Origin of the sequence: Pseudomonas sp. HN8-3 (assembly GCF_020790195.1) — a bacterium.
In the GTDB taxonomy this organism is placed as follows: Bacteria; Pseudomonadota; Gammaproteobacteria; order Pseudomonadales; family Pseudomonadaceae; genus Aquipseudomonas; species Aquipseudomonas synxantha_A.
Genome location: NZ_CP086206.1, coordinates 1478307 through 1497982 on the forward strand (window position 1 = coordinate 1478307; position 19676 = coordinate 1497982).

General features: G+C 59.1%; 18 protein-coding genes. 15 read left to right on the forward strand and 3 right to left on the reverse strand.

Translation table 11 applies throughout. The features are described from left to right. The first annotated feature begins 67 nt into the window (after positions 1-67). The 7 genes from LJX92_RS06625 to ispD all read left to right on the forward strand — a co-directional run bounded on the left by LJX92_RS06625 (position 68) and on the right by ispD (position 7858). Positions 68-1015 (forward strand): acetyl-CoA carboxylase carboxyltransferase subunit alpha, encoded by a 948-nt coding sequence (locus LJX92_RS06625; protein ID WP_003189182.1) that lies wholly within the window; start codon positions 68-70, stop codon positions 1013-1015. Positions 1016-1178: 163 nt separating this feature from the next. Next, positions 1179-2498, forward strand: coding sequence for a tRNA lysidine(34) synthetase TilS (tilS, locus tag LJX92_RS06630; RefSeq protein ID WP_103733454.1), 1320 nt, complete (start codon positions 1179-1181; stop codon positions 2496-2498). A gap of 273 nt (positions 2499-2771) precedes the next feature. Then, on the forward strand, positions 2772-4403 hold the full coding sequence (locus tag LJX92_RS06635) for a CTP synthase (RefSeq protein ID WP_005785740.1): 1632 nt from the start codon (positions 2772-2774) through the stop codon (positions 4401-4403). A 5-nt stretch (positions 4404-4408) separates the two neighbouring features. Further along, positions 4409-5254, forward strand: coding sequence for a 3-deoxy-8-phosphooctulonate synthase (gene kdsA, locus LJX92_RS06640; protein ID WP_003189190.1), 846 nt, complete (start codon positions 4409-4411; stop codon positions 5252-5254). Between the two features lie 157 nt (positions 5255-5411). After that, a complete protein-coding gene (eno, locus tag LJX92_RS06645; RefSeq protein ID WP_032877366.1) occupies positions 5412-6701 on the forward strand; it encodes a phosphopyruvate hydratase in 1290 nt (429 codons plus the stop codon). 171 nt (positions 6702-6872) lie between these two features. Beyond that, on the forward strand, positions 6873-7151 hold the full coding sequence (gene ftsB, locus LJX92_RS06650) for a cell division protein FtsB (RefSeq protein WP_003189195.1): 279 nt from the start codon (positions 6873-6875) through the stop codon (positions 7149-7151). Then, on the forward strand, positions 7148-7858 hold the full coding sequence (ispD, locus tag LJX92_RS06655) for a 2-C-methyl-D-erythritol 4-phosphate cytidylyltransferase (protein WP_005785745.1): 711 nt from the start codon (positions 7148-7150) through the stop codon (positions 7856-7858). Before ftsB ends, ispD begins: the two co-directional genes overlap by 4 nt. 3 nt (positions 7859-7861) lie before the next feature. On the opposite strand, the gene LJX92_RS06660 is transcribed toward ispD, so the two are convergent. Both LJX92_RS06660 and LJX92_RS06665 read right to left on the reverse strand, forming a co-directional pair. Continuing rightward, on the reverse strand, positions 7862-10882 hold the full coding sequence (locus LJX92_RS06660) for a membrane-targeted effector domain-containing toxin (protein WP_228309473.1): 3021 nt from the start codon (positions 10880-10882) through the stop codon (positions 7862-7864). 69 nt (positions 10883-10951) lie between these two features. Beyond that, positions 10952-11848 carry a LysR substrate-binding domain-containing protein gene (locus LJX92_RS06665; protein WP_005785749.1) on the reverse strand — a complete coding sequence of 299 codons (897 nt, stop codon included), beginning with the start codon at positions 11846-11848 and terminating at the stop codon, positions 10952-10954. A 109-nt stretch (positions 11849-11957) separates the two neighbouring features. Here LJX92_RS06665 and LJX92_RS06670 point away from each other — a divergent pair, with 109 nt between their 5' ends. From LJX92_RS06670 to rpoS, 8 genes are all read left to right on the forward strand, one after another. Beyond that, complete coding sequence (locus tag LJX92_RS06670; RefSeq protein WP_005785751.1) at positions 11958-13070, forward strand: S-(hydroxymethyl)glutathione dehydrogenase/class III alcohol dehydrogenase; 1113 nt, start codon at positions 11958-11960, stop codon at positions 13068-13070. A gap of 8 nt (positions 13071-13078) precedes the next feature. After that, positions 13079-13924, forward strand: coding sequence for an S-formylglutathione hydrolase (gene fghA / locus LJX92_RS06675; RefSeq protein WP_032877364.1), 846 nt, complete (start codon positions 13079-13081; stop codon positions 13922-13924). A 54-nt stretch (positions 13925-13978) separates the two neighbouring features. Continuing rightward, entirely contained in the window at positions 13979-14452 is a 474-nt protein-coding gene (ispF, locus tag LJX92_RS06680; RefSeq protein ID WP_032877363.1) for a 2-C-methyl-D-erythritol 2,4-cyclodiphosphate synthase, read from the forward strand. Continuing rightward, a complete protein-coding gene (gene truD / locus LJX92_RS06685) occupies positions 14449-15507 on the forward strand; it encodes a tRNA pseudouridine(13) synthase TruD (protein WP_032877362.1) in 1059 nt (352 codons plus the stop codon). Before ispF ends, truD begins: the two co-directional genes overlap by 4 nt. Continuing rightward, positions 15495-16244 (forward strand): 5'/3'-nucleotidase SurE, encoded by a 750-nt coding sequence (gene surE / locus LJX92_RS06690; protein ID WP_005785760.1) that lies wholly within the window; start codon positions 15495-15497, stop codon positions 16242-16244. The genes truD and surE overlap by 13 nt, the downstream gene beginning before the upstream one ends. 41 nt (positions 16245-16285) lie before the next feature. Beyond that, positions 16286-16921: a protein-L-isoaspartate(D-aspartate) O-methyltransferase gene (locus LJX92_RS06695; RefSeq protein ID WP_010176736.1), complete on the forward strand. Its 636-nt coding sequence runs from the start codon at positions 16286-16288 to the stop codon at positions 16919-16921. Between the two features lie 209 nt (positions 16922-17130). Continuing rightward, positions 17131-17967: a peptidoglycan DD-metalloendopeptidase family protein gene (locus LJX92_RS06700; protein WP_032877360.1), complete on the forward strand. Its 837-nt coding sequence runs from the start codon at positions 17131-17133 to the stop codon at positions 17965-17967. Between the two features lie 106 nt (positions 17968-18073). Continuing rightward, on the forward strand, positions 18074-19081 hold the full coding sequence (gene rpoS / locus LJX92_RS06705) for an RNA polymerase sigma factor RpoS (protein WP_032877359.1): 1008 nt from the start codon (positions 18074-18076) through the stop codon (positions 19079-19081). A gap of 149 nt (positions 19082-19230) precedes the next feature. Here the strand turns inward: rpoS and LJX92_RS06710 are convergent, their stop codons facing one another. Next, a complete protein-coding gene (locus LJX92_RS06710) occupies positions 19231-19440 on the reverse strand; it encodes a cold-shock protein (protein ID WP_002554837.1) in 210 nt (69 codons plus the stop codon). Positions 19441-19676 lie beyond the last annotated feature (236 nt).

The following is a 19676-nucleotide window of genomic DNA, read 5'->3' on the forward strand; positions in this document are numbered from 1 at the left end:
AGGTAGGGCGCGAATAGACAACCGGCTGGCCAGGCACTCCTTGGCCGTCGACCCAAGACGGACGCTTATGAACCCGAATTTTCTTGATTTCGAACAGCCGATCGCTGACCTGCAAGCCAAGATCGAAGAGCTGCGCCTGGTCGGCAATGACAATTCGCTGAATATCGGCGACGAAATCGCTCGCCTGCAAGACAAAAGCAGCACGCTCACCGAAGACATCTTCGGCAAGCTGACCAGTTGGCAGATCGCGCGCCTGGCTCGCCACCCGCGCCGTCCGTACACCCTGGACTACATCGAACACATCTTCACCGAGTTCGATGAGCTGCACGGCGACCGCCACTTCTCCGACGACGCGGCCATTGTGGGCGGTATCGCTCGCCTGGACGACCAGCCGGTAATGGTGATCGGCCATCAGAAAGGCCGTGAAGTGCGCGAGAAAGTCCGTCGCAACTTCGGTATGCCGCGTCCGGAAGGCTACCGCAAGGCTTGCCGCCTGATGGAAATGGCCGAGCGCTTCAAGATGCCGATCCTGACCTTCATCGACACTCCGGGCGCATACCCGGGTATCGACGCCGAAGAGCGCAACCAGAGTGAAGCGATTGCCTGGAACCTGCGCGTCATGGCTCGCCTGAAAACCCCGATCATCGCCACCGTGATCGGTGAAGGTGGTTCCGGCGGTGCGCTGGCCATTGGCGTGTGCGACCAGTTGAACATGCTGCAATATTCGACCTACGCGGTGATTTCGCCGGAAGGTTGCGCCTCGATCCTGTGGAAAACCGCAGAGAAGGCGCCGGATGCGGCTGAAGCCATGGGCATCACCGCCGATCGCCTCAAGGGCCTGGGTATCGTCGACAAAGTGATCGCCGAGCCACTGGGCGGTGCCCACCGTGACCCGGCCGCGGCTGCCGCGACCATCCGTGCTGAACTGGGCTCGCAACTGGCGATGCTCAAGAAGCTGGATAACGAAGCGCTGCTGGCCCGTCGTTACGAGCGCCTTATGAGCTACGGTCTCTAAAGTCTACGCCGTAACTCAATGTGGGAGGGGGCTTGCTCCCGATTGCGGTGGATCAGTCACCAGATGCAGTGACTGACACTCAGCAATCGGGAGCAAGCCCCCTCCCACATTTGCTTTGTGTATGCTCGGCTTATGTATTCCAGATTTGCGGCGGGGACATCTGATGAAACCGGCTCTACCCGCCAGACTCCTGAAAACCCTGGCCCCCTGGCGCAATGCTCCGGCCTGGCGCATTGCATTCTCCGGTGGCCTCGACTCCACCGTCCTGCTGCACCTTCTGGCTTCCCTGGCAAACACCGAAACCCTGCCGCCCATCAGCGCTGTGCATGTCCATCATGGGCTGCAAGCGGCCGCTGACGCCTGGCCCAGTCATTGCCAAGCGTTATGTGACAGCCTGGGCATACCTTTGCAGGTCTTGCGTGTGCAGGTGCAACCCGGTGCCAGCCTGGAGCGTGCCGCGCGTAACGCACGTTACCAGGCGTTTACCGAGGTGATCGGGGCAGGGGAGGTGCTGCTCACCGCCCAGCATCGCGACGATCAAGCCGAGACCCTGCTGTTCCGCCTGTTACGCGGAGCCGGAGTGCGTGGGTTGGCGGCAATGCCCGAGCGTCGCCCGTTGGCGACGGGGCACTTGGTGCGGCCATTGCTGGCGGTTTCCCGGGGAGCATTGGAAGCCTACGCCCACGAACACCAATTGAAGTGGATTGAAGACCCTTCGAACGCCGATCCACGGTTCTCGCGCAATTACCTGCGTCACCAGGTCTTTCCAACGCTGACGCAGCGCTGGCCTCAGGCAGTATCAAGCCTGGCGCGCACTGCCGAGCACCTGAGTGAAGCCCAGGGCCTGCTCGATGAGCTGGCGCACATGGACCTGATCGCTGCGGATCAGCCTTCAGCGTTTCCCTGGTTGCCTTTGCCTTCCTTGGTCCTTGCTCCGTTGCGCGATCTTTCCGATGCGCGCCAGCGCAATGCCTTGCGTCATTGGCTGAATCCCCTGACTCGTCTGCCCGACAGTGACCACTGGGCCAGTTGGTACGCCCTGCGCGATGCCAAGGGGGACGCACAGCCGTTATGGCGCCTGGCCGACGGTCAGCTTCATCGTTGCGGCGAACGCATTTGGTGGCTGCCTTCCACGTGGTCGGAATTTTCCGACGTGTCGGTGAGCTGGCCCGATCCGCGAAATCCACTAGAGTTACCCGGGAACGGCCAACTGATGTTTGCCGGCAAGGCTCCCGAGGGACCCTTGTCGATTCGTTATCGCCAGGGTGGCGAAATCGTCGAAGTGCCAGGTCGAGGCCGGCGTGATCTCAAGCGCCTGTTGAATGAAAGTGGTATGCCGGGCTTCGTCCGTGGCAGATTGCCGCTGGTCTATCGGGGCGAGCAATTGCTGGCTGTACCAACGCTTGCGGGGCTGAGGGCCAGTCCGCTGGATGACTGGCAATTACATTGGTTGCCACAGACCTGCGATCAAGGTTTGAGCTGATAGCGCCTTTCCGGTAGACTACGCTCCCTTCTTGATACAACTTCTGTGGATTCGACTGAATCGCAGCAGTTGCCGATTACCAAGCAGTCTTTGCTGGGCGATTCCAAAAAATGTGTAGCGATCAACGTACCGGTGTTTCCTTGCTGGTCTGTCACAACGCGGCGGTTTTTTTGAAAGGTGCACTGTGATTAATGCAGGTGATCGGGGGCTTCGGCCTTCCTTCGCTTTCCCCGGCGGCTCGGACCGCTTTAACGCAGACTTCTAGGGTTTTTCATGACGCGCTACATATTCGTCACGGGCGGTGTTGTTTCTTCATTGGGGAAAGGCATTGCCTCCGCTTCATTGGCGGCCATCCTGGAGGCGCGGGGGCTTAAAGTCACCATGCTCAAGCTGGACCCGTACATCAACGTCGACCCGGGCACCATGAGCCCGTTCCAGCACGGTGAAGTGTTCGTCACTCACGACGGCGCCGAGACCGACCTGGACCTGGGCCACTACGAGCGGTTCATCCGCACGACCATGACCCAGAACAACAACTTCACCACTGGCCGTGTCTACGAGCACGTGCTGCGCAAAGAGCGCCGTGGTGACTACCTGGGTGCAACCATCCAGGTGATCCCGCACATCACCGACGAAATCAAGCGCCGCATCATCAAGGGTGCAGGCGATGCCGACGTGGCGATGGTCGAGATCGGTGGCACCGTGGGCGACATCGAATCCCAACCGTTCCTTGAAGCCATCCGCCAACTGCGTTTCGAAGTCGGCGCCAAGCGCGCGATGCTGATGCACCTGACACTGGTGCCGTACATCGCCACCGCCGGCGAAACCAAAACCAAGCCTACCCAGCACTCGGTCAAGGAGCTGCGTTCCATCGGCCTGCAACCGGACGTACTGGTTTGCCGTTCCGATCACCCGATCGACATTTCCTCGCGCCGCAAGATCGCGCAATTCACCAACGTTGAAGAGCGTGCGGTGATCGCGCTGGAAGACGCCGACACCATCTACAAGATCCCGGGCATCCTGCATTCGCAGGGGCTGGATGATTTTGTGGTCGAGCGTTTCGGCCTGCAGTGCAATGGCGCGGACCTGTCCGAGTGGGAAGCCGTGGTCGACGCCAAGCTCAACCCTGAGCATGAAGTCACCATCGCCATGGTCGGCAAGTACATGGAGCTGCTGGACGCGTACAAGTCGCTGATTGAAGCGATGAGCCACGCCGGCATCAGCAACCGTACCAAGGTCAACCTGCGCTACATCGATTCCGAAGATATCGAGAACCAGGGCACTGCGCTGCTCGAAGGCGTTGACGCGATTCTCGTGCCGGGCGGTTTCGGCCTGCGTGGCGTGGAAGGCAAGATCACCGCGGTGCAATACGCTCGCGAGAACAAGGTGCCCTACCTGGGTATCTGCCTGGGCATGCAAGTGGCCGTTATCGAGTTCGCCCGTAACGTGCTGGGCTGGAAAGACGCCAACTCCACCGAGTTCGATCACAGCAGCGGCCACCCGGTCGTCGGCCTGATCACCGAGTGGGAAGACGCCACCGGCGCCGTTGAAACCCGTACCGAAACGTCCGACCTGGGCGGCACCATGCGCCTTGGTGCGCAGGACTGCTTGCTGGAAGCCGGCTCGCTGGTACACGACTGCTACGGCAAGGACGTAATCGTCGAGCGTCACCGTCACCGCTATGAAGTGAACAACAATCTGCTGCCGCAGATCAAAGAGGCTGGCCTGAAGATTTCCGGTCGCTCCGGTGACGGCAAGCTGGTTGAAGTGGTCGAAGCGCCGGATCATCCGTGGTTCGTGGCCTGCCAGTTCCACCCGGAGTTCACCTCGACGCCGCGCGACGGTCACCCGTTGTTCAGCGGTTTCGTCAAAGCAGCACTGACGCAACATCAGAAGAAGGCGTAACCCTGATGGCCCAGAAGATCATTCGCGTAGGCGATATCGAGATTGCCAACGACAAGCCCATGGTGCTGTTCGGCGGCATGAACGTGCTGGAAAGCCGCGACATGGCGATGCAGGTCTGTGAAGAATACGTGCGGGTTACCCAGAAGCTGGGCATCCCATACGTGTTCAAGGCCAGTTTCGACAAGGCCAACCGTTCTTCCGTGACCTCCTATCGCGGCCCGGGCCTTGAAGAAGGCATGCGGATCTTCCAGGACATCAAGCAAGCCTTCGGCGTGCCGATCATCACCGACGTCCACGAGCCTGAGCAGGCTGCCGTGGTCGCCGAGGTGTGCGACATCATCCAGTTGCCGGCCTTCCTGTCGCGCCAGACCGACCTCGTGGTCGCCATGGCCAAGACCGGCGCTGTGATCAACATCAAGAAAGCCCAGTTCCTCGCCCCTCAGGAGATGAAACACATCCTGAGCAAGTGCGTGGAAGCGGGTAACGACCAGTTGATCCTCTGCGAGCGTGGTTCGAGCTTCGGCTACAACAACCTCGTGGTGGACATGCTCGGTTTCGGCATCATGAAACAGTTCGAATACCCGGTGTTCTTCGACGTGACCCACGCGCTGCAAATGCCCGGTGGTCGTTCGGACTCTGCCGGTGGGCGACGTGCCCAGGTCACCGACCTGGCCAAGGCGGGCATGAGCCAGTCGCTGGCGGGCCTGTTCCTTGAAGCCCACCCGGACCCGGACAACGCCAAATGTGATGGCCCATGCGCCCTGCGCCTGGACAAGCTGGAGCCATTCCTGGCCCAACTCAAGCAGTTGGACGAGCTGGTCAAGAGTTTTCCGACGGTAGAGACCGCGTAACTGCCATTTCTCCGGTAGAATTTCCCACGCTAAATGCTCAGGCCCTTGGGCCTGAGCCTTGTCGTCTGCAAGCCTGCCCCGTTGTTCCACCCTTGCGGTCGGTCAAAAGATTTCCTTCAGCTGCGTCGTTTTCGTCAACTTTGGAGTGTTTACAACAATGGCAAAAATCGTCGACATCAAAGGTCGTGAAGTTCTCGACTCCCGTGGCAACCCCACCGTCGAAGCCGACGTGCTTCTCGATAACGGCATCATCGGCAGCGCCTGCGCGCCGTCCGGTGCTTCCACCGGTTCGCGCGAAGCGCTGGAACTGCGTGATGGCGACAAGAGCCGTTACCTGGGCAAGGGTGTACTCAAGGCTGTAGCCAACATCAACGGTCCGATTCGTGACCTGTTGCTGGGCAAGGACCCGCTGGACCAGAAAGCCCTGGACCACGCGATGATCAAGCTCGACGGCACTGAAAACAAAGGCAGTCTCGGCGCCAATGCAATCCTCGCCGTGTCCCTGGCTGCCGCCAAGGCAGCAGCTCAGGACCAGGACCTGCCGTTGTACGCGCACATCGCCAACCTGAACGGCACCCCGGGCGTCTACTCGATGCCGGTACCGATGATGAACATCATCAACGGTGGCGAGCACGCGGATAACAACGTCGACATCCAGGAATTCATGGTGCAGCCGGTGGGCGCCAAGTCCTTCTCCGAAGGCCTGCGCATGGGCACCGAGATTTTCCATCACCTCAAGGCTGTACTGAAGGCCCGTGGCCTGAGCACCGCTGTGGGTGACGAAGGTGGTTTCGCACCGAACCTGGCCTCCAACGAAGATGCACTGAAAGTGATCTCCGAAGCCGTGGCCAACGCCGGCTACAAACTGGGCACCGACGTGACCCTGGCCCTGGACTGTGCGGCCAGCGAATTCTTTGAGGATGGCAAGTACAACCTGTCCGGCGAAGGCCAGGTGTTCAACTCAGAAGGTTTCGCTGAATACCTGAAGGGCCTGACCCAGCGCTACCCGATCATCTCGATCGAAGACGGCCTGGACGAGTCCGATTGGGATGGCTGGAAAATCCTCACCGACAAGATCGGCGAGAAAATCCAGCTGGTGGGCGACGACTTGTTCGTGACCAACACCAAGATCCTTAAAGAAGGCATCGACAAGAAGATCGCCAACTCGATCCTGATCAAGTTCAACCAGATCGGCACCTTGACCGAAACCCTGGAAGCCATCCAGATGGCCAAGGCTGCGGGCTACACCGCCGTGATCTCCCACCGCTCCGGCGAAACCGAAGATTCCACCATTGCCGACCTGGCCGTGGGCACTTCGGCGGGCCAGATCAAGACCGGCTCCCTGTGCCGTTCCGATCGCGTTTCCAAGTACAACCAATTGCTGCGCATCGAAGAGCAATTGGCAGGTAAAGCCAAGTACAACGGTCGCGGCGAGTTTCGCGGCTAAGCAGTAAATGGTAAAAAGTCGGCGGGTTGCGTCAGAAATTTCACGAAAGTGTGAATTTCGGCGCTAATCTGCTGACTGACAAGCGCAAGCCTGGTTTTTCCAGGCTTTGTGCTATCAGTTGCTGCAAAAGGTTTGCATGACTGTCTTTTTTCACTGGATATCCGGATTTCGATGCGCAGTCCCAATTGGTTGTTCCTCGTCTTGCTCTTGTTGCTGGCTGGCCTGCAGTACCGCCTATGGGTCGGTAATGGCAGCTTTGCGCAGGTGGAAGAGCTGACCCAGCAAATTGCCGACCAGCGTGCCGAAAACGAACGCCTGCTGGAGCGCAACCGTGTCCTGGACGCCGAAGTGCTTGAGCTGAAAAAAGGTACGGAGACCGTTGAAGAGCGGGCTCGTCATGAGTTGGGCATGGTCAAGGAGGGCGAGACCCTCTACCAGTTGGCCCAATGAATAACGATCTACCGGCCTTCTGGGCCGTGATTCCTGCCGCGGGCGTCGGTGCCCGTATGGCCGCGGACCGTCCCAAGCAATACCTGCAATTGGGCGGGCGCACTATTCTCGAACACAGCCTCGGCTGTTTTCTCGACCACCCCTCGCTCAAGGGCCTGGTGGTCAGTCTTGCTGTTGATGATCCTTATTGGCCCACCCTGGCGTGCGCCACAGACCCGCGCATCCAGCGTGCGGACGGTGGCTCGGAACGCTCGGGCTCGGTGCTTAATGCACTGCTGCACCTTAATGCCCTGGGTGCCAGTGATGATGACTGGGTGCTGGTGCATGACGCGGCGCGGCCTAACTTGAGCCGTGATGACCTCGACAAACTCTTGGCTGAACTGGCGGATGACCCGGTGGGCGGTCTGCTGGCGGTGCCGGCTCGCGACACGCTCAAGCGCGTCGACAAGCATGGCCGCGTGGTGGAAACCGTTGACCGCAGCCTGATCTGGCAGGCTTATACGCCGCAGATGTTCCGCCTGGGGGCCTTGCACCGCGCCTTGGCCGACAGCCTGGTGGCGGACGCCGTGATCACCGACGAAGCGTCGGCCATGGAATGGTCCGGCCAGGCGCCGCGGCTGGTCGAAGGGCGTGCGGACAATATCAAGGTCACCCGCCCCGAAGACCTTGAATGGCTGCGTCAGCGCCGGGCTTATCAGGCGTCCTGACCCTCAGCCGTAGACTTGCTCCAACCCGGGCAGGGTTTTCAGCTCGCTCACCAATGCCTCAATGCTGTCGAATGGCTTCTCATCAATAGGCCAGCCGACCACGTTGATGGAGTTCCGGCCTTCCTGGCTGTTGATCCTGAAACTGCGCAGGTCCCCGCGTCGGGACCGATAGTCAATGTGGGTGGCCTCGGTGAGCATGAATTGGCCTGGCCGTGTCAGCAGTGCCTGGGCCGACTTCACCACTCGACTGTGCGAAGGGCCGGGCTGTGATTCCATTGAGTGCTGCAACGCGGCAGGATCAACGCGCAAGACCAGGTTGGCTTTGACCGTGCCTTCCCCTTTGTTCAGGCCCAGGCTGGCGGTGCGCCCCGGATCGACTTCGATGCCCAACGGGTGGGTGCCCATCCTATCTTCTATCCGCAGGCCGATGCTGCCGGTGAGTTCGGCCAGCCCAGGGATGTCCTTGAACGTATTGGTATGGGTATCGCCCACCAGTGCGACCCATTTACCGGGTTGGCGCTTGGAGGTCTGGATCCACTGAATCACCTCGGTAGCGTAATAGTTCATCATCCGCTGGCGCAGGGTTCCCGCACTGTCGCGCATATCGCGAAGTATGTAGCTCACGGTGCAGTCGATCGGCTGGATCTTGATTCCGGCCTCTCGGGCTTTGGTCACGACGTTTGTGAATGAGTAATAGTGGTTTCGGGGCAATGGGTAGATCCCGTTCAGGAAGTTTGTCAGCGCCTCGGCCATAGGGGCGTTCTTCGACCGGTAAAAAGCCTTCAGCATCGGAATATGCACATCCGTCAGCAGATGTTCGAAGTAGATGCGTTTGACACCTTGGCTGGCGAGTATCTGCATGTTGTCGATCAGAAAGGCTTTGCTCGATTCGGCGCTGTGGCTTTCGCCGATCACGAGGCCGTCACTGGCACGTAGCAGTTTCTCGATAATGCTTTGCTGTGATTCGTTCAAGCTCAAGCGGGGGAGGACCGGCTGCAGGGGCGAGTAGGGCAGGTGGTGAAAGAAGATCGCCGAATCCTGGTTTAATTGGCTCCTTTTCTCAAAGAACAGTCTCCGGGCGTTGCTGATCGACTGTGCATCCATTCCGAAGGGTTCGAAATCTTCCGAAAATGAGCTGGTGTCGGTGAGCATCTGCACGACGGTCTCGCGCACGGGCGCTGGCATCTGGTAGGCGCTGAAGAAACTCAACTGCTGGGTGCTATCGAACAGTTTGTAAACCCGTTGCCAGGCATTGCGAAATGCCCCCCCTCCGGTCAATCCGGCACGTCGCCATTGCAGGTCGGAGCTCTGAATAGCGTAGAGACCCGTGGCTTGAGTCTTCTCGGGGGCTTCTGGATTATTCACGAACAGCTCAAAAGAACCCCAGTCATTCGGGCTTTTGTAGGTCAGGAAGGTCTCGCCCTGAATCTTGACGGTCTGCAAGCCGCTGGGAGATGTTGCAGCGACCAGGGGGCGAGTCTCGGTTTGGGCGGAGGCCTGAGTGATCACCTTGACGTTGATCTGGCCCTCCTCTGCCCGCGTAGCCGGGCCAAGCACGGGGCGTAACGCCTCGAGACTGCTCGCGCCTTTGCTGATGCCGTGGATAACCACCGGGAGCGCGTTCAGGGCGCCGAACACCATGCGCTCAACGGCGTGGGGTTTGTCCTTGAGCACGTCATCGGCGCCGATCGCCATGCCAGTCAAACCTGAGGTAATGAAACAAAACTCCGCCAGCAACGCGGTGCCCATGGTCAGCGCCACGGGGATCGCCAGCAGGCAGGCTTTATCCAAGGCGTCGAGGGTGTCGGCTTTGAATGTGTCCAAGGGCGAGACAACGGTTTTGGCTGCCAATTTTGCAATCCGACTGCGGATCTGTCGTGCGATAAACGCAAATGGGTTGCTTCTGAGCGCCGGATACATTGGGTTATTAATGTATTGCTCGGGGTCCCAATAACCGTTGCGCAACAAGCTATTGAAAAAACCGGCGGGGCTGGAAGATTCCGGGTACATCGCCATACCGATCAATGCTTCCTCGACACCACAGTAGATCAGGCCGGAGTCAATCGAGTCGGGTTCAAAGTGGTTGGTCAGCGCTTTGCGCTGGGTCGGGTCCTTGGCCACTTTTACCAGCGCATTGCGCATGTCCGTTGGGCTGTTGAAACCATGGATGGGGGAGGAGTTGCCGGGGACGTACAGCAGGGTGATCTGGCTCTGGGTGTCGGTAATCGTAAGAATGTCGGTGGCGTCGAACTGATGAATGCGCAGCACGCGCACGGATAAGTTTTTATCCGGTGAGTAGGGCGCCTGAAAATCTTCAAGGGTCAGGTTGCTGGCGTCCCTGTCGACGCCGATACCTGCCGCTCGTGCGGCCAGTTGCCGTTCTGCTTCGGTGAGCGTGAATTCTTCGTACTGATTGAGGTAAGCCTTGGCGAAGGCAATGCGCATCAGGGTGGTGTAATTGTCCCGATGCTCACCCCAGAATTGGGTGATGGCCTTGTCATAGGTTTGTTCAAAGTTGCTTGAGTCAATCACCTTTCTGAGAACGGCTGGCGCGATCTCCAGTTGGGTGGTCGGGTCGTAGGCCTGAGGTTCGCTTTGCCGGTAAAGCGCCTCATACCGTCTGGGCGGGATCCAGCCGGAAGTGATGAACTCTTCGTTGAACATTTGCGGTATGCGGTTATCCATCAGGCGCGGCAGTTCATCGACGATATTGAAGTACGGCGCGATAGTGGAAAAGCCCGTGTTGTTGATCATGCCGCCAGGGGCATGGGGCGCATTGCAGATCATGGCCTCGGTCAGGCTCATGGATTGGACGATCACTGCAGTGTAGGGTGCATTGGGATTGTCGAGGTTGTATTCCAGAGTGGTCAGGAACGTAGTATCCGGGTCCAGTTGTTCCTGAGTGAATGGTTGTAGATGCTCGCAAAGCAATTGGGCTGCGATTGCGCTGGGCACCGGAAAGTCGGCCAGAACCTTTCGGACAAAATGATTGATATGCTGGAGTTGCCGAGTGTTGGACGTCATGGGCTTGCCTGGTTTTCTAATGAAAGCGGTTATTAACCGGTGTCCAGGCAATGCACGAACGGTAGCTGTTTATGTTCGATAGACCGAATTGTCACCCAAGCCTTCTTTGAGAAAGTCCACCAGCTTCCTGACCTTCGGCGACAAATGCCGCTGCTGCGGGTACAGCGCCCACACCGCCGTATTCGGTGGCTGATGCGCCTCCAGCAATGACACCAGCGCACCACTGTGCAAATGCTCCAGCACGTAATAATCCGGCAGCTGACACAGCCCTACACCTTGCAGCGCCGCATCCAGCACCGCCTGCCCACTGTTACAGCGCCAGTTTCCCTGAACCCTTTGGGAAAATTCCCGCCCGTCCTGGGCCAGTTGCCAGATATCCGAGCTGCCGATCAGGCAGTTATGCCGACTCAGTTCCGACAAGCTATGTGGCCGACCATAGCGTTCCAGGTAGGAAGGGGAGGCGCACAGGTACATGCGCCGCGGTGCCAGGCGGCTGGCGACCATGCGCGAGTCTTGCAGGCGACCCAGGCGGATGGCCAAATCCAGGCCCTCGTGCACCAGATCCAATTGACGGTTGCTCAGTTCGATATCCACCCGCAGTTGCGGATAGAGCGCCATGAACCGGGTCACCAGTGGCACGATAAAGCGCTCGCCATAGGCGACTGCGCAGGTCATGCGCAACATGCCCTTGGGCTCGCTGGTGAGGTCGCCTACCGCCCGCAGGGCTTCTTCGCGACCATCCTGCAAACGCTGGCAATGCTGCAGAAACGTCTGACCCGCTTCGGTCAGCGTCACCTTGCGCGTACTGCGATACAACAGGCGCGTTTGCAAGCGCTCTTCCAGGCGGGCCACCTGGCGGCTTATATGGGACGACGATACTCCCAGGCGCTCGGCCGCCGCCGTGAATTGGCTGCACTCGGCCACTGCGACGAATTCATCAATGCCTTCCCAGCGGTTTTCCAGCATGATCATTATCCCTGTACAGCAATAAAGTTTTGCTTTTGCCTGGATTATTAATCAGGCAGCCATGTTTTACACTGCTGCAATCAATTTTTAACCCCCTGGAGAAACCCGGATGATCAAGTCCCGCGCCGCCGTAGCCTTCGAAGCCAAGAAGCCCCTTGAGATCGTGGAAGTGGACGTCGCCATGCCCAAGGCTGGCGAGGTGCTGTTGCGGGTGGTTGCCTCTGGCGTGTGCCACACCGATGCCTATACGTTGTCGGGTGCGGACCCGGAAGGCATTTTTCCGTCGATCCTGGGTCACGAAGGCGGCGCAGTGGTCGAAGCCATCGGCGAGGGCGTAACTTCAGTCGCTGTCGGCGATCATGTGATCCCGCTGTACACCCCGGAATGTGGCAAGTGCAAATTCTGCCTGTCGGGCAAGACCAACCTGTGCCAGGCCATCCGTTCTACCCAAGGCAAAGGCCTGATGCCGGATGGCACTACGCGCTTTTCCTACAAGGGCCAGCCGATTTTCCACTACATGGGCACGTCGACGTTCTCCGAGTACACCGTGTTGCCGGAAATCTCCGTGGCCAAGATTCCTAAGGAAGCTCCGCTGGAAAAAGTCTGCCTGCTTGGTTGCGGCGTCACCACAGGCATCGGCGCGGTGCTCAACACCGCCAAGGTCAAACCGGGCGACACCGTGGCTATCTTCGGGCTGGGCGGTATCGGCCTGTCGGCCGTGATCGGCGCGGTCAAGGCCAAGGCCGGTCGCATCATTGCCATCGACATCAACCCGGCCAAGTTCGAAATCGCCAAGCAACTGGGGGCTACCGACTGCATTAACCCGAAAGATTACGACCGCCCAATCCAGGACGTGATTGTCGATTTGACCGACGGCGGCGTGGACTTTTCCTTCGAGTGCATCGGCAATGTGCAACTGATGCGTGCGGCGCTTGAGTGCTGCCATAAAGGCTGGGGCGAGTCGGTGATCATCGGCGTGGCCGGTGCCGGCCAGGAAATCGCTACGCGTCCGTTCCAACTGGTCACCGGGCGCGTCTGGCGCGGTTCGGCATTCGGTGGCGTGCGTGGGCGCACAGAGCTGCCAAGCTACGTGGAAATGGCCCAGACCGGTGAGATCCCGCTGGACACCTTCATCACCCACACCATGGGCCTTGAAGATATCAACAAAGCGTTTGACCTGATGCATGAAGGCAAGAGCATTCGTACCGTCATTCACTTCTGAGGTCGGCCATGAGTCTGGAAAACCTGTCATGCCAGAAGAGCTTCGGCGGCTGGCATAAACGCTACAAGCATCATTCCGATGTGCTCGGTTGCGACATGACCTTCGCCGTCTATCTGCCGCCGCAAGCAGAGCAGGGCGGTAAGTTGCCGGTACTGTACTGGCTGTCCGGCTTGACCTGCACCGATGAGAACTTCATGCAGAAGGCTGGCGCCCAGCGCATGGCCGCCGAGCTGGGTTTGATTATCGTCGCACCGGACACCAGCCCCCGCGGCCCCGGTGTGCCGGACGATCCGGACAACGCCTGGGACTTCGGCCTCGGCGCTGGTTTCTATCTGAACGCCACGCAGGAGCCCTGGGCCCAGCACTATCGGATGCATGACTACGTAGTGCAGGAGTTGCCGGCCTTGGTGGAGGCGCATTTCCCGGCGTCGGCTAAACGCGGCATCAGCGGTCACTCCATGGGCGGACATGGCGCATTGGTATGCGCGCTGCGTAACCCGGGACGCTACCAATCGGTGTCGGCGTTTTCGCCAATCAACAATCCGATGGACTGCCCCTGGGGCCAGAAAGCTTTTTCCCGTTACCTGGGCGAAGAGCGTTCCAAGTGGCGTGAATGGGATGCCTGCGTGCTGATCAGCGAAGCCTCGGAAAAACTGCCGCTACTGGTGGACCAGGGCGATCGTGACGATTTCCTTGCGGTTCAGCTCAAGCCCGAGGCCCTGCAGCAAGCGGCCAAGGCGGCCAACCATCCGTTGGAACTGCGCCTGCAACCTGGCTACGACCACAGCTACTTTTTCATCGCCAGCTTCATCGAAGACCATTTGCGCCATCATGGTCGTGCTTTGCTCGGTTAATGTGAGGCAAAAGTAGGTAGAATCACGCCCTGAATTAAATCGGGGCGTTTTTTTATGCGTATTGGCCACGGCTACGATGTGCACCGTTTCGCTGAGGGCGATTTCATCACCTTGGGCGGCGTGCGCATCGCACACCACCATGGGTTGCTGGCTCATTCCGACGGCGACGTTGTCTTGCATGCCTTGAGCGATGCCTTGCTCGGCGCGGCGGCATTGGGCGATATCGGCAAGCACTTTCCGGACACCGATCCGACCTTCAAAGGTGCGGACAGTCGTGTGTTGCTGCGCCATGTGGTCGGGTTGATCCATGCCAAGGGCTGGAAGGTCGGCAACGTCGACAACACCATCGTGGCCCAGGCGCCCAAGATGGCCCCCCATATCGAAGCGATGCGTGCGCTGATTGCCGCAGACCTGCAAATTGAATTGGATCAAGTCAACGTGAAAGCCACCACCACCGAAAAGCTCGGATTTACCGGTCGTGAAGAGGGCATCGCCGTGCACTCCGTTGCCTTGTTGCTGCGCGCATGAACGATTTGCAACTGCTGGGCCCGCGGGCCTACGGCGAGGCCTTGGGCAGCGCGGTGCTGAAGGCGACGGCAGAAGACTTCCAGGTTGATGAGGTGCTGGACATTCCGTTGACTGGTGACGGTGAGCACCTGTGGCTGTGGGTGGAAAAGCGCGGCTTGAATACTGAAGAGGCCGCACGGCGTATCGCCAAGGCCGCCGGTGTGCCGCTGCGCACCGTCAGCTATGCCGGGCTCAAGGACCGTCAGGCCCTGACCCGCCAATGGTTCAGCGTACAGTTGCCCGGCAAGGCCGACCCGGACCTGAGCGGTGCGGAAAACGACACCCTCAAGATCCTGAAAACCACCCGCCACAAGCGCAAGTTGCAACGTGGTGCGCATTCGGCCAACGGCTTTACCTTGCGTCTGACCCAACTGGCCGGCGATACCGCCGCCATCGACGCGCGTTTGCAGTTGATTGCCCGGCATGGCATTCCCAATTATTTCGGCGCCCAGCGCTTTGGCCACAACGGTGGCAACGTGGTGGATGCCCGTGAATGGGCTGCTCGCAAGGCCCTGCCGGAGCAACGCAACGTGCGTTCGCGGTTGCTGTCCACCGCTCGTAGCTACTTGTTCAACAAAGTGCTGGCAGCGCGTGTCGCCGACGGTTCCTGGCAGCGCGCCCAGGTGGGTGACCTGCTGGCCTTTACCGACAGTCGCAGCTTTTTCCCTGCCGGGGAGGCTGAATGCAGCGACCCGCGCCTGGCGATCCTGGACTTGCACCCGACTGGCCCACAATGGGGCGAAGGCGACTCGCCGGCGAAAGGTCTTACGCATGATCTGGAACAATCTGTCGCTGCCAGCGAATCCGACCTACGTGATTGGCTGGTGAATGCAGGAATGAGCCAGGAACGTCGCATTCTGCGACTGCCCATTGGCGGGTTGACGTGGCATTATCCCGGGCCTGACATTCTGCAATTGGAATTCGTCCTGCCGGCCGGATGCTTCGCCACTGTCTTGGTGCGCGAGCTTGTTGATCTGGTGCCGGTGGGGCAGACGGACAGCCCATGCGTATTCTGATATCAAACGATGACGGTGCCACCGCACCCGGTCTTGCCGCGCTCTATGCTGCGCTGCAGGATTACGCCGAGTGCGTGGTGGTTGCCCCCGACCAGGACAAGAGCGGCGCCAGCAGTTCGCTGACGCTCGACCGTCCGCTGCACCCGCAGGTTCTGGCCAATGGCTTTATCAGCGTAAACGGCACCCCCACCGACTGCGTGCACCTGGCAATCAACAGTTTGCTGGAGCATGAGCCGGACCTGGTGGTGTCGGGAATCAACCTGGGCGCCAACCTGGGTGATGACGTGCTGTATTCCGGCACCGTGGCGGCGGCCCTTGAAGGGCGCTTCCTGGGGCGCACCGCGTTCGCCTTTTCCTTTGCTTCGCGGCAACTGGATAACCTGGCGACCGCGGCGTATTTCGCGCGCAAGCTGGTGCAGGCCCATGAGTCTCTGGACCTGCCGCCGCGTACGGTACTCAACGTGAATATTCCCAATCTGCCCCTCGACCGTATCCGCGGTATCCAGCTGACGCGCCTGGGCCATCGCGCGCGCGCGGCGGCGCCCCTGAAGGTGGTCGACCCGCGCGGCAAGGAAGGCTATTGGATCGCCGCGGCCGGTGATGCCGAGGATGGCGGGGAAGGCACGGATTTTCATGCGGTGATGCAAGGCTATGTGTCAATTACCCCGTTGCAATTGGATCGCACCTTCAGTGATGCCTTCAGTGGCCTCGATGGCTGGCTGGAGGGACTGCGTTGATGGCTCGTGAACAAGACGACTTGTTGCGCCGTGGCATCGGGATGACTTCCCAGCGCACCCGGGAGCGGTTGATCCAGCGTCTGTACGAAGAAGGCTTGTCCAACGCCCAGGTGCTGGAAGTGATTCGGCGTACGCCGCGGCACCTGTTTGTCGATGAGGCCCTGGCGCACCGCGCCTATGAAGACACGGCGTTGCCTATCGGCCACAACCAGACCATCTCCCAGCCCTACATGGTTGCGCGCATGAGCGAGCTGTTGCTGGCGGCCGGGCCCCTGGACAAGGTGCTGGAGATCGGCACCGGCTCCGGTTACCAGACAGCTGTGCTGTCACAGTTGGTAGAGCGAGTGTTTTCGGTAGAGCGCATCAAGGTGCTGCAGGACCGTGCCAAGGAGCGCCTGGTAGAACTGAACCTGCGCAACGTGGTGTTTCGCTGGGGAGATGGCTGGGAAGGCTGGCCGGCGCTGGCGCCGTACAACGGCATTATTGTCACCGCCGTGGCCACCGATGTGCCTCAAGCTCTGTTGGATCAGTTGGCGCCGGGCGGGCGGCTGGTCATCCCGGTGGGCTCCGGCGAAGTGCAACAGTTGATGCTTATTATCCGCGAGGAAGAAGGTTTTTCCCGGCACGTGCTGGGCGCGGTGCGCTTCGTGCCGCTGTTGAATGGCCCCTTGGCCTGAGCATTTATTCCCTGGCAGTGAATTCTGCTGGCGAGGATGTGTCTTACGCCGGGGTCTATTGAATCAACAGGCTTGGCAGCCGCAATTGAACAAGATGAATTTTTCGTTTCAGTCGGGTGCCAGTAAAAAGCCAATGCCCAGTTATACTTGCGTCATATTTCAAGCCTGATCCAGGCGTTAACGTTCAGCCACCACAAAGGGAGCGGCGGGTGAGTCTCACAGGTCCTGCGCAGCGAATGAGTAAAACAAGCTTTCAGCGACTGGTGCTTGGCCTTGTCTTGAGTTCCTTATTGGCCGCCTGCTCGAGCACTCCATCGGGCGGTGCGCGTGTCGTTGACCGCACCAACGCAGCACCGCAGCGGCCCACGGTGACCACGGGCCAGTATGTGGTGCGCAAAGGCGACACACTGTTCTCCATTGCCTTCCGTTATGGCTGGGACTACAAGGCGCTGGCCGCTCGTAACAACATTCCCGTGCCCTACACCATTCATCCAGGGCAGACCATTCGTTTCGATGGCCGCACAGGTTCGGCGGCTACGGCAGTTGTGACAAAGTCGGGATCTTCGCCATCGTCTTCGAGCAAAACCACCGTCATCACCCGGCCTGCAGGCAGTGCTTCGCCTAGCGTTGCAAGCAAGCCCGCACCCGCGCCGTTGCCACCTGCAGGGCCGGCGCCGACCGGCTGGGGATGGCCTTCAAATGGCGTACTGATTGGAAAATTCTCTTCAAACGGTAGTTTGAATAAAGGCATTGATATCGCCGGGGATTTGGGACAGCCTGTTTTAGCTGCGTCTGATGGGACGGTGGTGTACGCCGGGAGTGGTCTACGGGGCTACGGCGAGCTGGTCATCATCAAACACAGCGATACCTACGTCAGTGCCTACGGTCATAACCGCAGGCTGTTGGTTCGGGAGGGGCAGCAGGTCAAAGTCGGACAGACAATTGCCGAAATGGGTTCAACGGGCACAGACCGGGTGAAACTGCACTTTGAGATTCGCCGCCAAGGGAAGCCTGTAGATCCGCTGCAATTCCTGCCCCGTCGTTGATGTGTTGCACAGCCTGTTCCCTCACGTAGAAGGAACAGGCTCCAGCGTTGCCAAGGATAAAGGCGTCGCTTGAGCTTGAGGTCGAACTCACCAAAGGACTATAACAATGGCTCTCAGTAAAGAAGCGCCGGAGTTTGACATCGACGATGAGGTTCTCCTTATGGAGGCCGGCATCGATACGGATCCGATGTCAGATAATGAAGGAGCGGCACCACCTTCAGTTCGTACCAAATCCAGGAACGCCTCCGCGTTAAAGCAACACAAGTACATTGACTACACCCGGGCGCTCGATGCGACTCAGTTGTACCTCAATGAAATCGGCTTTTCCCCTCTGCTCACTCCCGAAGAAGAAGTCCATTTTGCGCGCTTGTCGCAGAAGGGCGATCCGGCTGGGCGCAAACGCATGATTGAAAGCAACCTGCGCCTGGTGGTGAAAATCGCCCGACGCTACGTCAATCGTGGGCTGTCGCTGCTGGACTTGATCGAAGAGGGCAACCTGGGCTTGATTCGGGCGGTGGAGAAGTTCGACCCCGAGCGGGGCTTCCGCTTCTCGACGTATGCCACCTGGTGGATTCGCCAGACCATCGAACGGGCGATCATGAATCAGACCCGCACGATCCGGCTGCCGATCCATGTGGTCAAGGAGCTCAACGTCTACCTGCGGGCGGCGCGTGAGCTGACGCAAAAACTCGATCATGAACCTTCGCCTGAAGAGATCGCCAACCTGCTGGAAAAACCGGTAGGGGAGGTCAAGCGCATGCTGGGCCTTAACGAGCGTGTATCGTCGGTCGATGTCTCGCTGGGGCCGGATTCGGATAAAACCCTGCTGGACACCCTGACGGATGATCGCCCGACCGATCCCTGCGAGCTGTTGCAGGACGATGATCTTTCCCAAAGTATTGACCAGTGGCTGTCAGAGCTTACGGACAAGCAGCGTGAGGTGGTGATTCGCCGCTTCGGCCTGCGTGGTCACGAGAGCAGCACTCTGGAAGATGTAGGCCTGGAGATTGGCCTGACCCGTGAGCGGGTGCGGCAGATCCAGGTGGAGGGCCTCAAGCGCTTGCGTGAGATCCTTGAGAAGAATGGCTTGTCGAGTGAGTCGTTGTTCCAGTAAGCGACGCAGCTTGAAAGCTTGGATGTGGGAGGGGGCACGCCCCCTCCCACATTTTTTATGCCCGGCTTTTGTTCAGGCCTCTCTCAAAATCCAGGCATAAAAAAACCCCGCTTTTAAGAGCGGGGTTTTTTCGACTGAGTCAGTACAAGTTAGATAACTTGAACTTCTTCAGCTTGCATACCTTTCTGACCGCGGGTAGCGATGAAAGAAACCTGTTGGCCTTCTTTCAGGCTTTTGAAGCCGTCGGATTGGATAGCTTTGAAGTGAACGAACAGGTCGTCACCGGATTGTGGAGTGATGAAGCCGAAGCCTTTTTCATCGTTGAACCACTTAACGGTACCAGTTTGGCGATTAGACATGGTGTAACTCCTTGGACAAAGTTAACTGCGACTCAGGAAAAGCCCTGGCCGAGACTGAGTGCAAAGAGCAGGAAAAATTCTTGGAGATGGTTGGATCGAAATTCAACATATCGTGTAGAGATTCTCAGTGACACAAGCAGCACAGTGGCGCCACCTTAACCCTTTTTCCGGAACGTGCCAATGGTATTTCCGAAGGTTTCTCTATTTTCGTGACTGGCGGTGGTATTTACAGCCAT

Bases quoted from the DNA above. Each gene is read 5' to 3' on its own strand.
- LJX92_RS06625 (WP_003189182.1), top strand. From the start codon at position 68: ATGAACCCGAATTTTCTTGATTTCGAACAGCCGATCGCTGACCTGCAA.
- tilS (WP_103733454.1), top strand. From the start codon at position 1,179: ATGAAACCGGCTCTACCCGCCAGACTCCTGAAAACCCTGGCCCCCTGG.
- LJX92_RS06635 (WP_005785740.1), top strand. From the start codon at position 2,772: ATGACGCGCTACATATTCGTCACGGGCGGTGTTGTTTCTTCATTGGGG.
- kdsA (WP_003189190.1), top strand. From the start codon at position 4,409: ATGGCCCAGAAGATCATTCGCGTAGGCGATATCGAGATTGCCAACGAC.
- eno (WP_032877366.1), top strand. From the start codon at position 5,412: ATGGCAAAAATCGTCGACATCAAAGGTCGTGAAGTTCTCGACTCCCGT.
- ftsB (WP_003189195.1), top strand. From the start codon at position 6,873: ATGCGCAGTCCCAATTGGTTGTTCCTCGTCTTGCTCTTGTTGCTGGCT.
- ispD (WP_005785745.1), top strand. From the start codon at position 7,148: ATGAATAACGATCTACCGGCCTTCTGGGCCGTGATTCCTGCCGCGGGC.
- LJX92_RS06660 (WP_228309473.1), bottom strand. From the start codon at position 10,882: ATGACGTCCAACACTCGGCAACTCCAGCATATCAATCATTTTGTCCGA.
- LJX92_RS06665 (WP_005785749.1), bottom strand. From the start codon at position 11,848: ATGCTGGAAAACCGCTGGGAAGGCATTGATGAATTCGTCGCAGTGGCC.
- LJX92_RS06670 (WP_005785751.1), top strand. From the start codon at position 11,958: ATGATCAAGTCCCGCGCCGCCGTAGCCTTCGAAGCCAAGAAGCCCCTT.
- fghA (WP_032877364.1), top strand. From the start codon at position 13,079: ATGAGTCTGGAAAACCTGTCATGCCAGAAGAGCTTCGGCGGCTGGCAT.
- ispF (WP_032877363.1), top strand. From the start codon at position 13,979: ATGCGTATTGGCCACGGCTACGATGTGCACCGTTTCGCTGAGGGCGAT.
- truD (WP_032877362.1), top strand. From the start codon at position 14,449: ATGAACGATTTGCAACTGCTGGGCCCGCGGGCCTACGGCGAGGCCTTG.
- surE (WP_005785760.1), top strand. From the start codon at position 15,495: ATGCGTATTCTGATATCAAACGATGACGGTGCCACCGCACCCGGTCTT.
- LJX92_RS06695 (WP_010176736.1), top strand. From the start codon at position 16,286: ATGACTTCCCAGCGCACCCGGGAGCGGTTGATCCAGCGTCTGTACGAA.
- rpoS (WP_032877359.1), top strand. From the start codon at position 18,074: ATGGCTCTCAGTAAAGAAGCGCCGGAGTTTGACATCGACGATGAGGTT.
- LJX92_RS06710 (WP_002554837.1), bottom strand. From the start codon at position 19,440: ATGTCTAATCGCCAAACTGGTACCGTTAAGTGGTTCAACGATGAAAAA.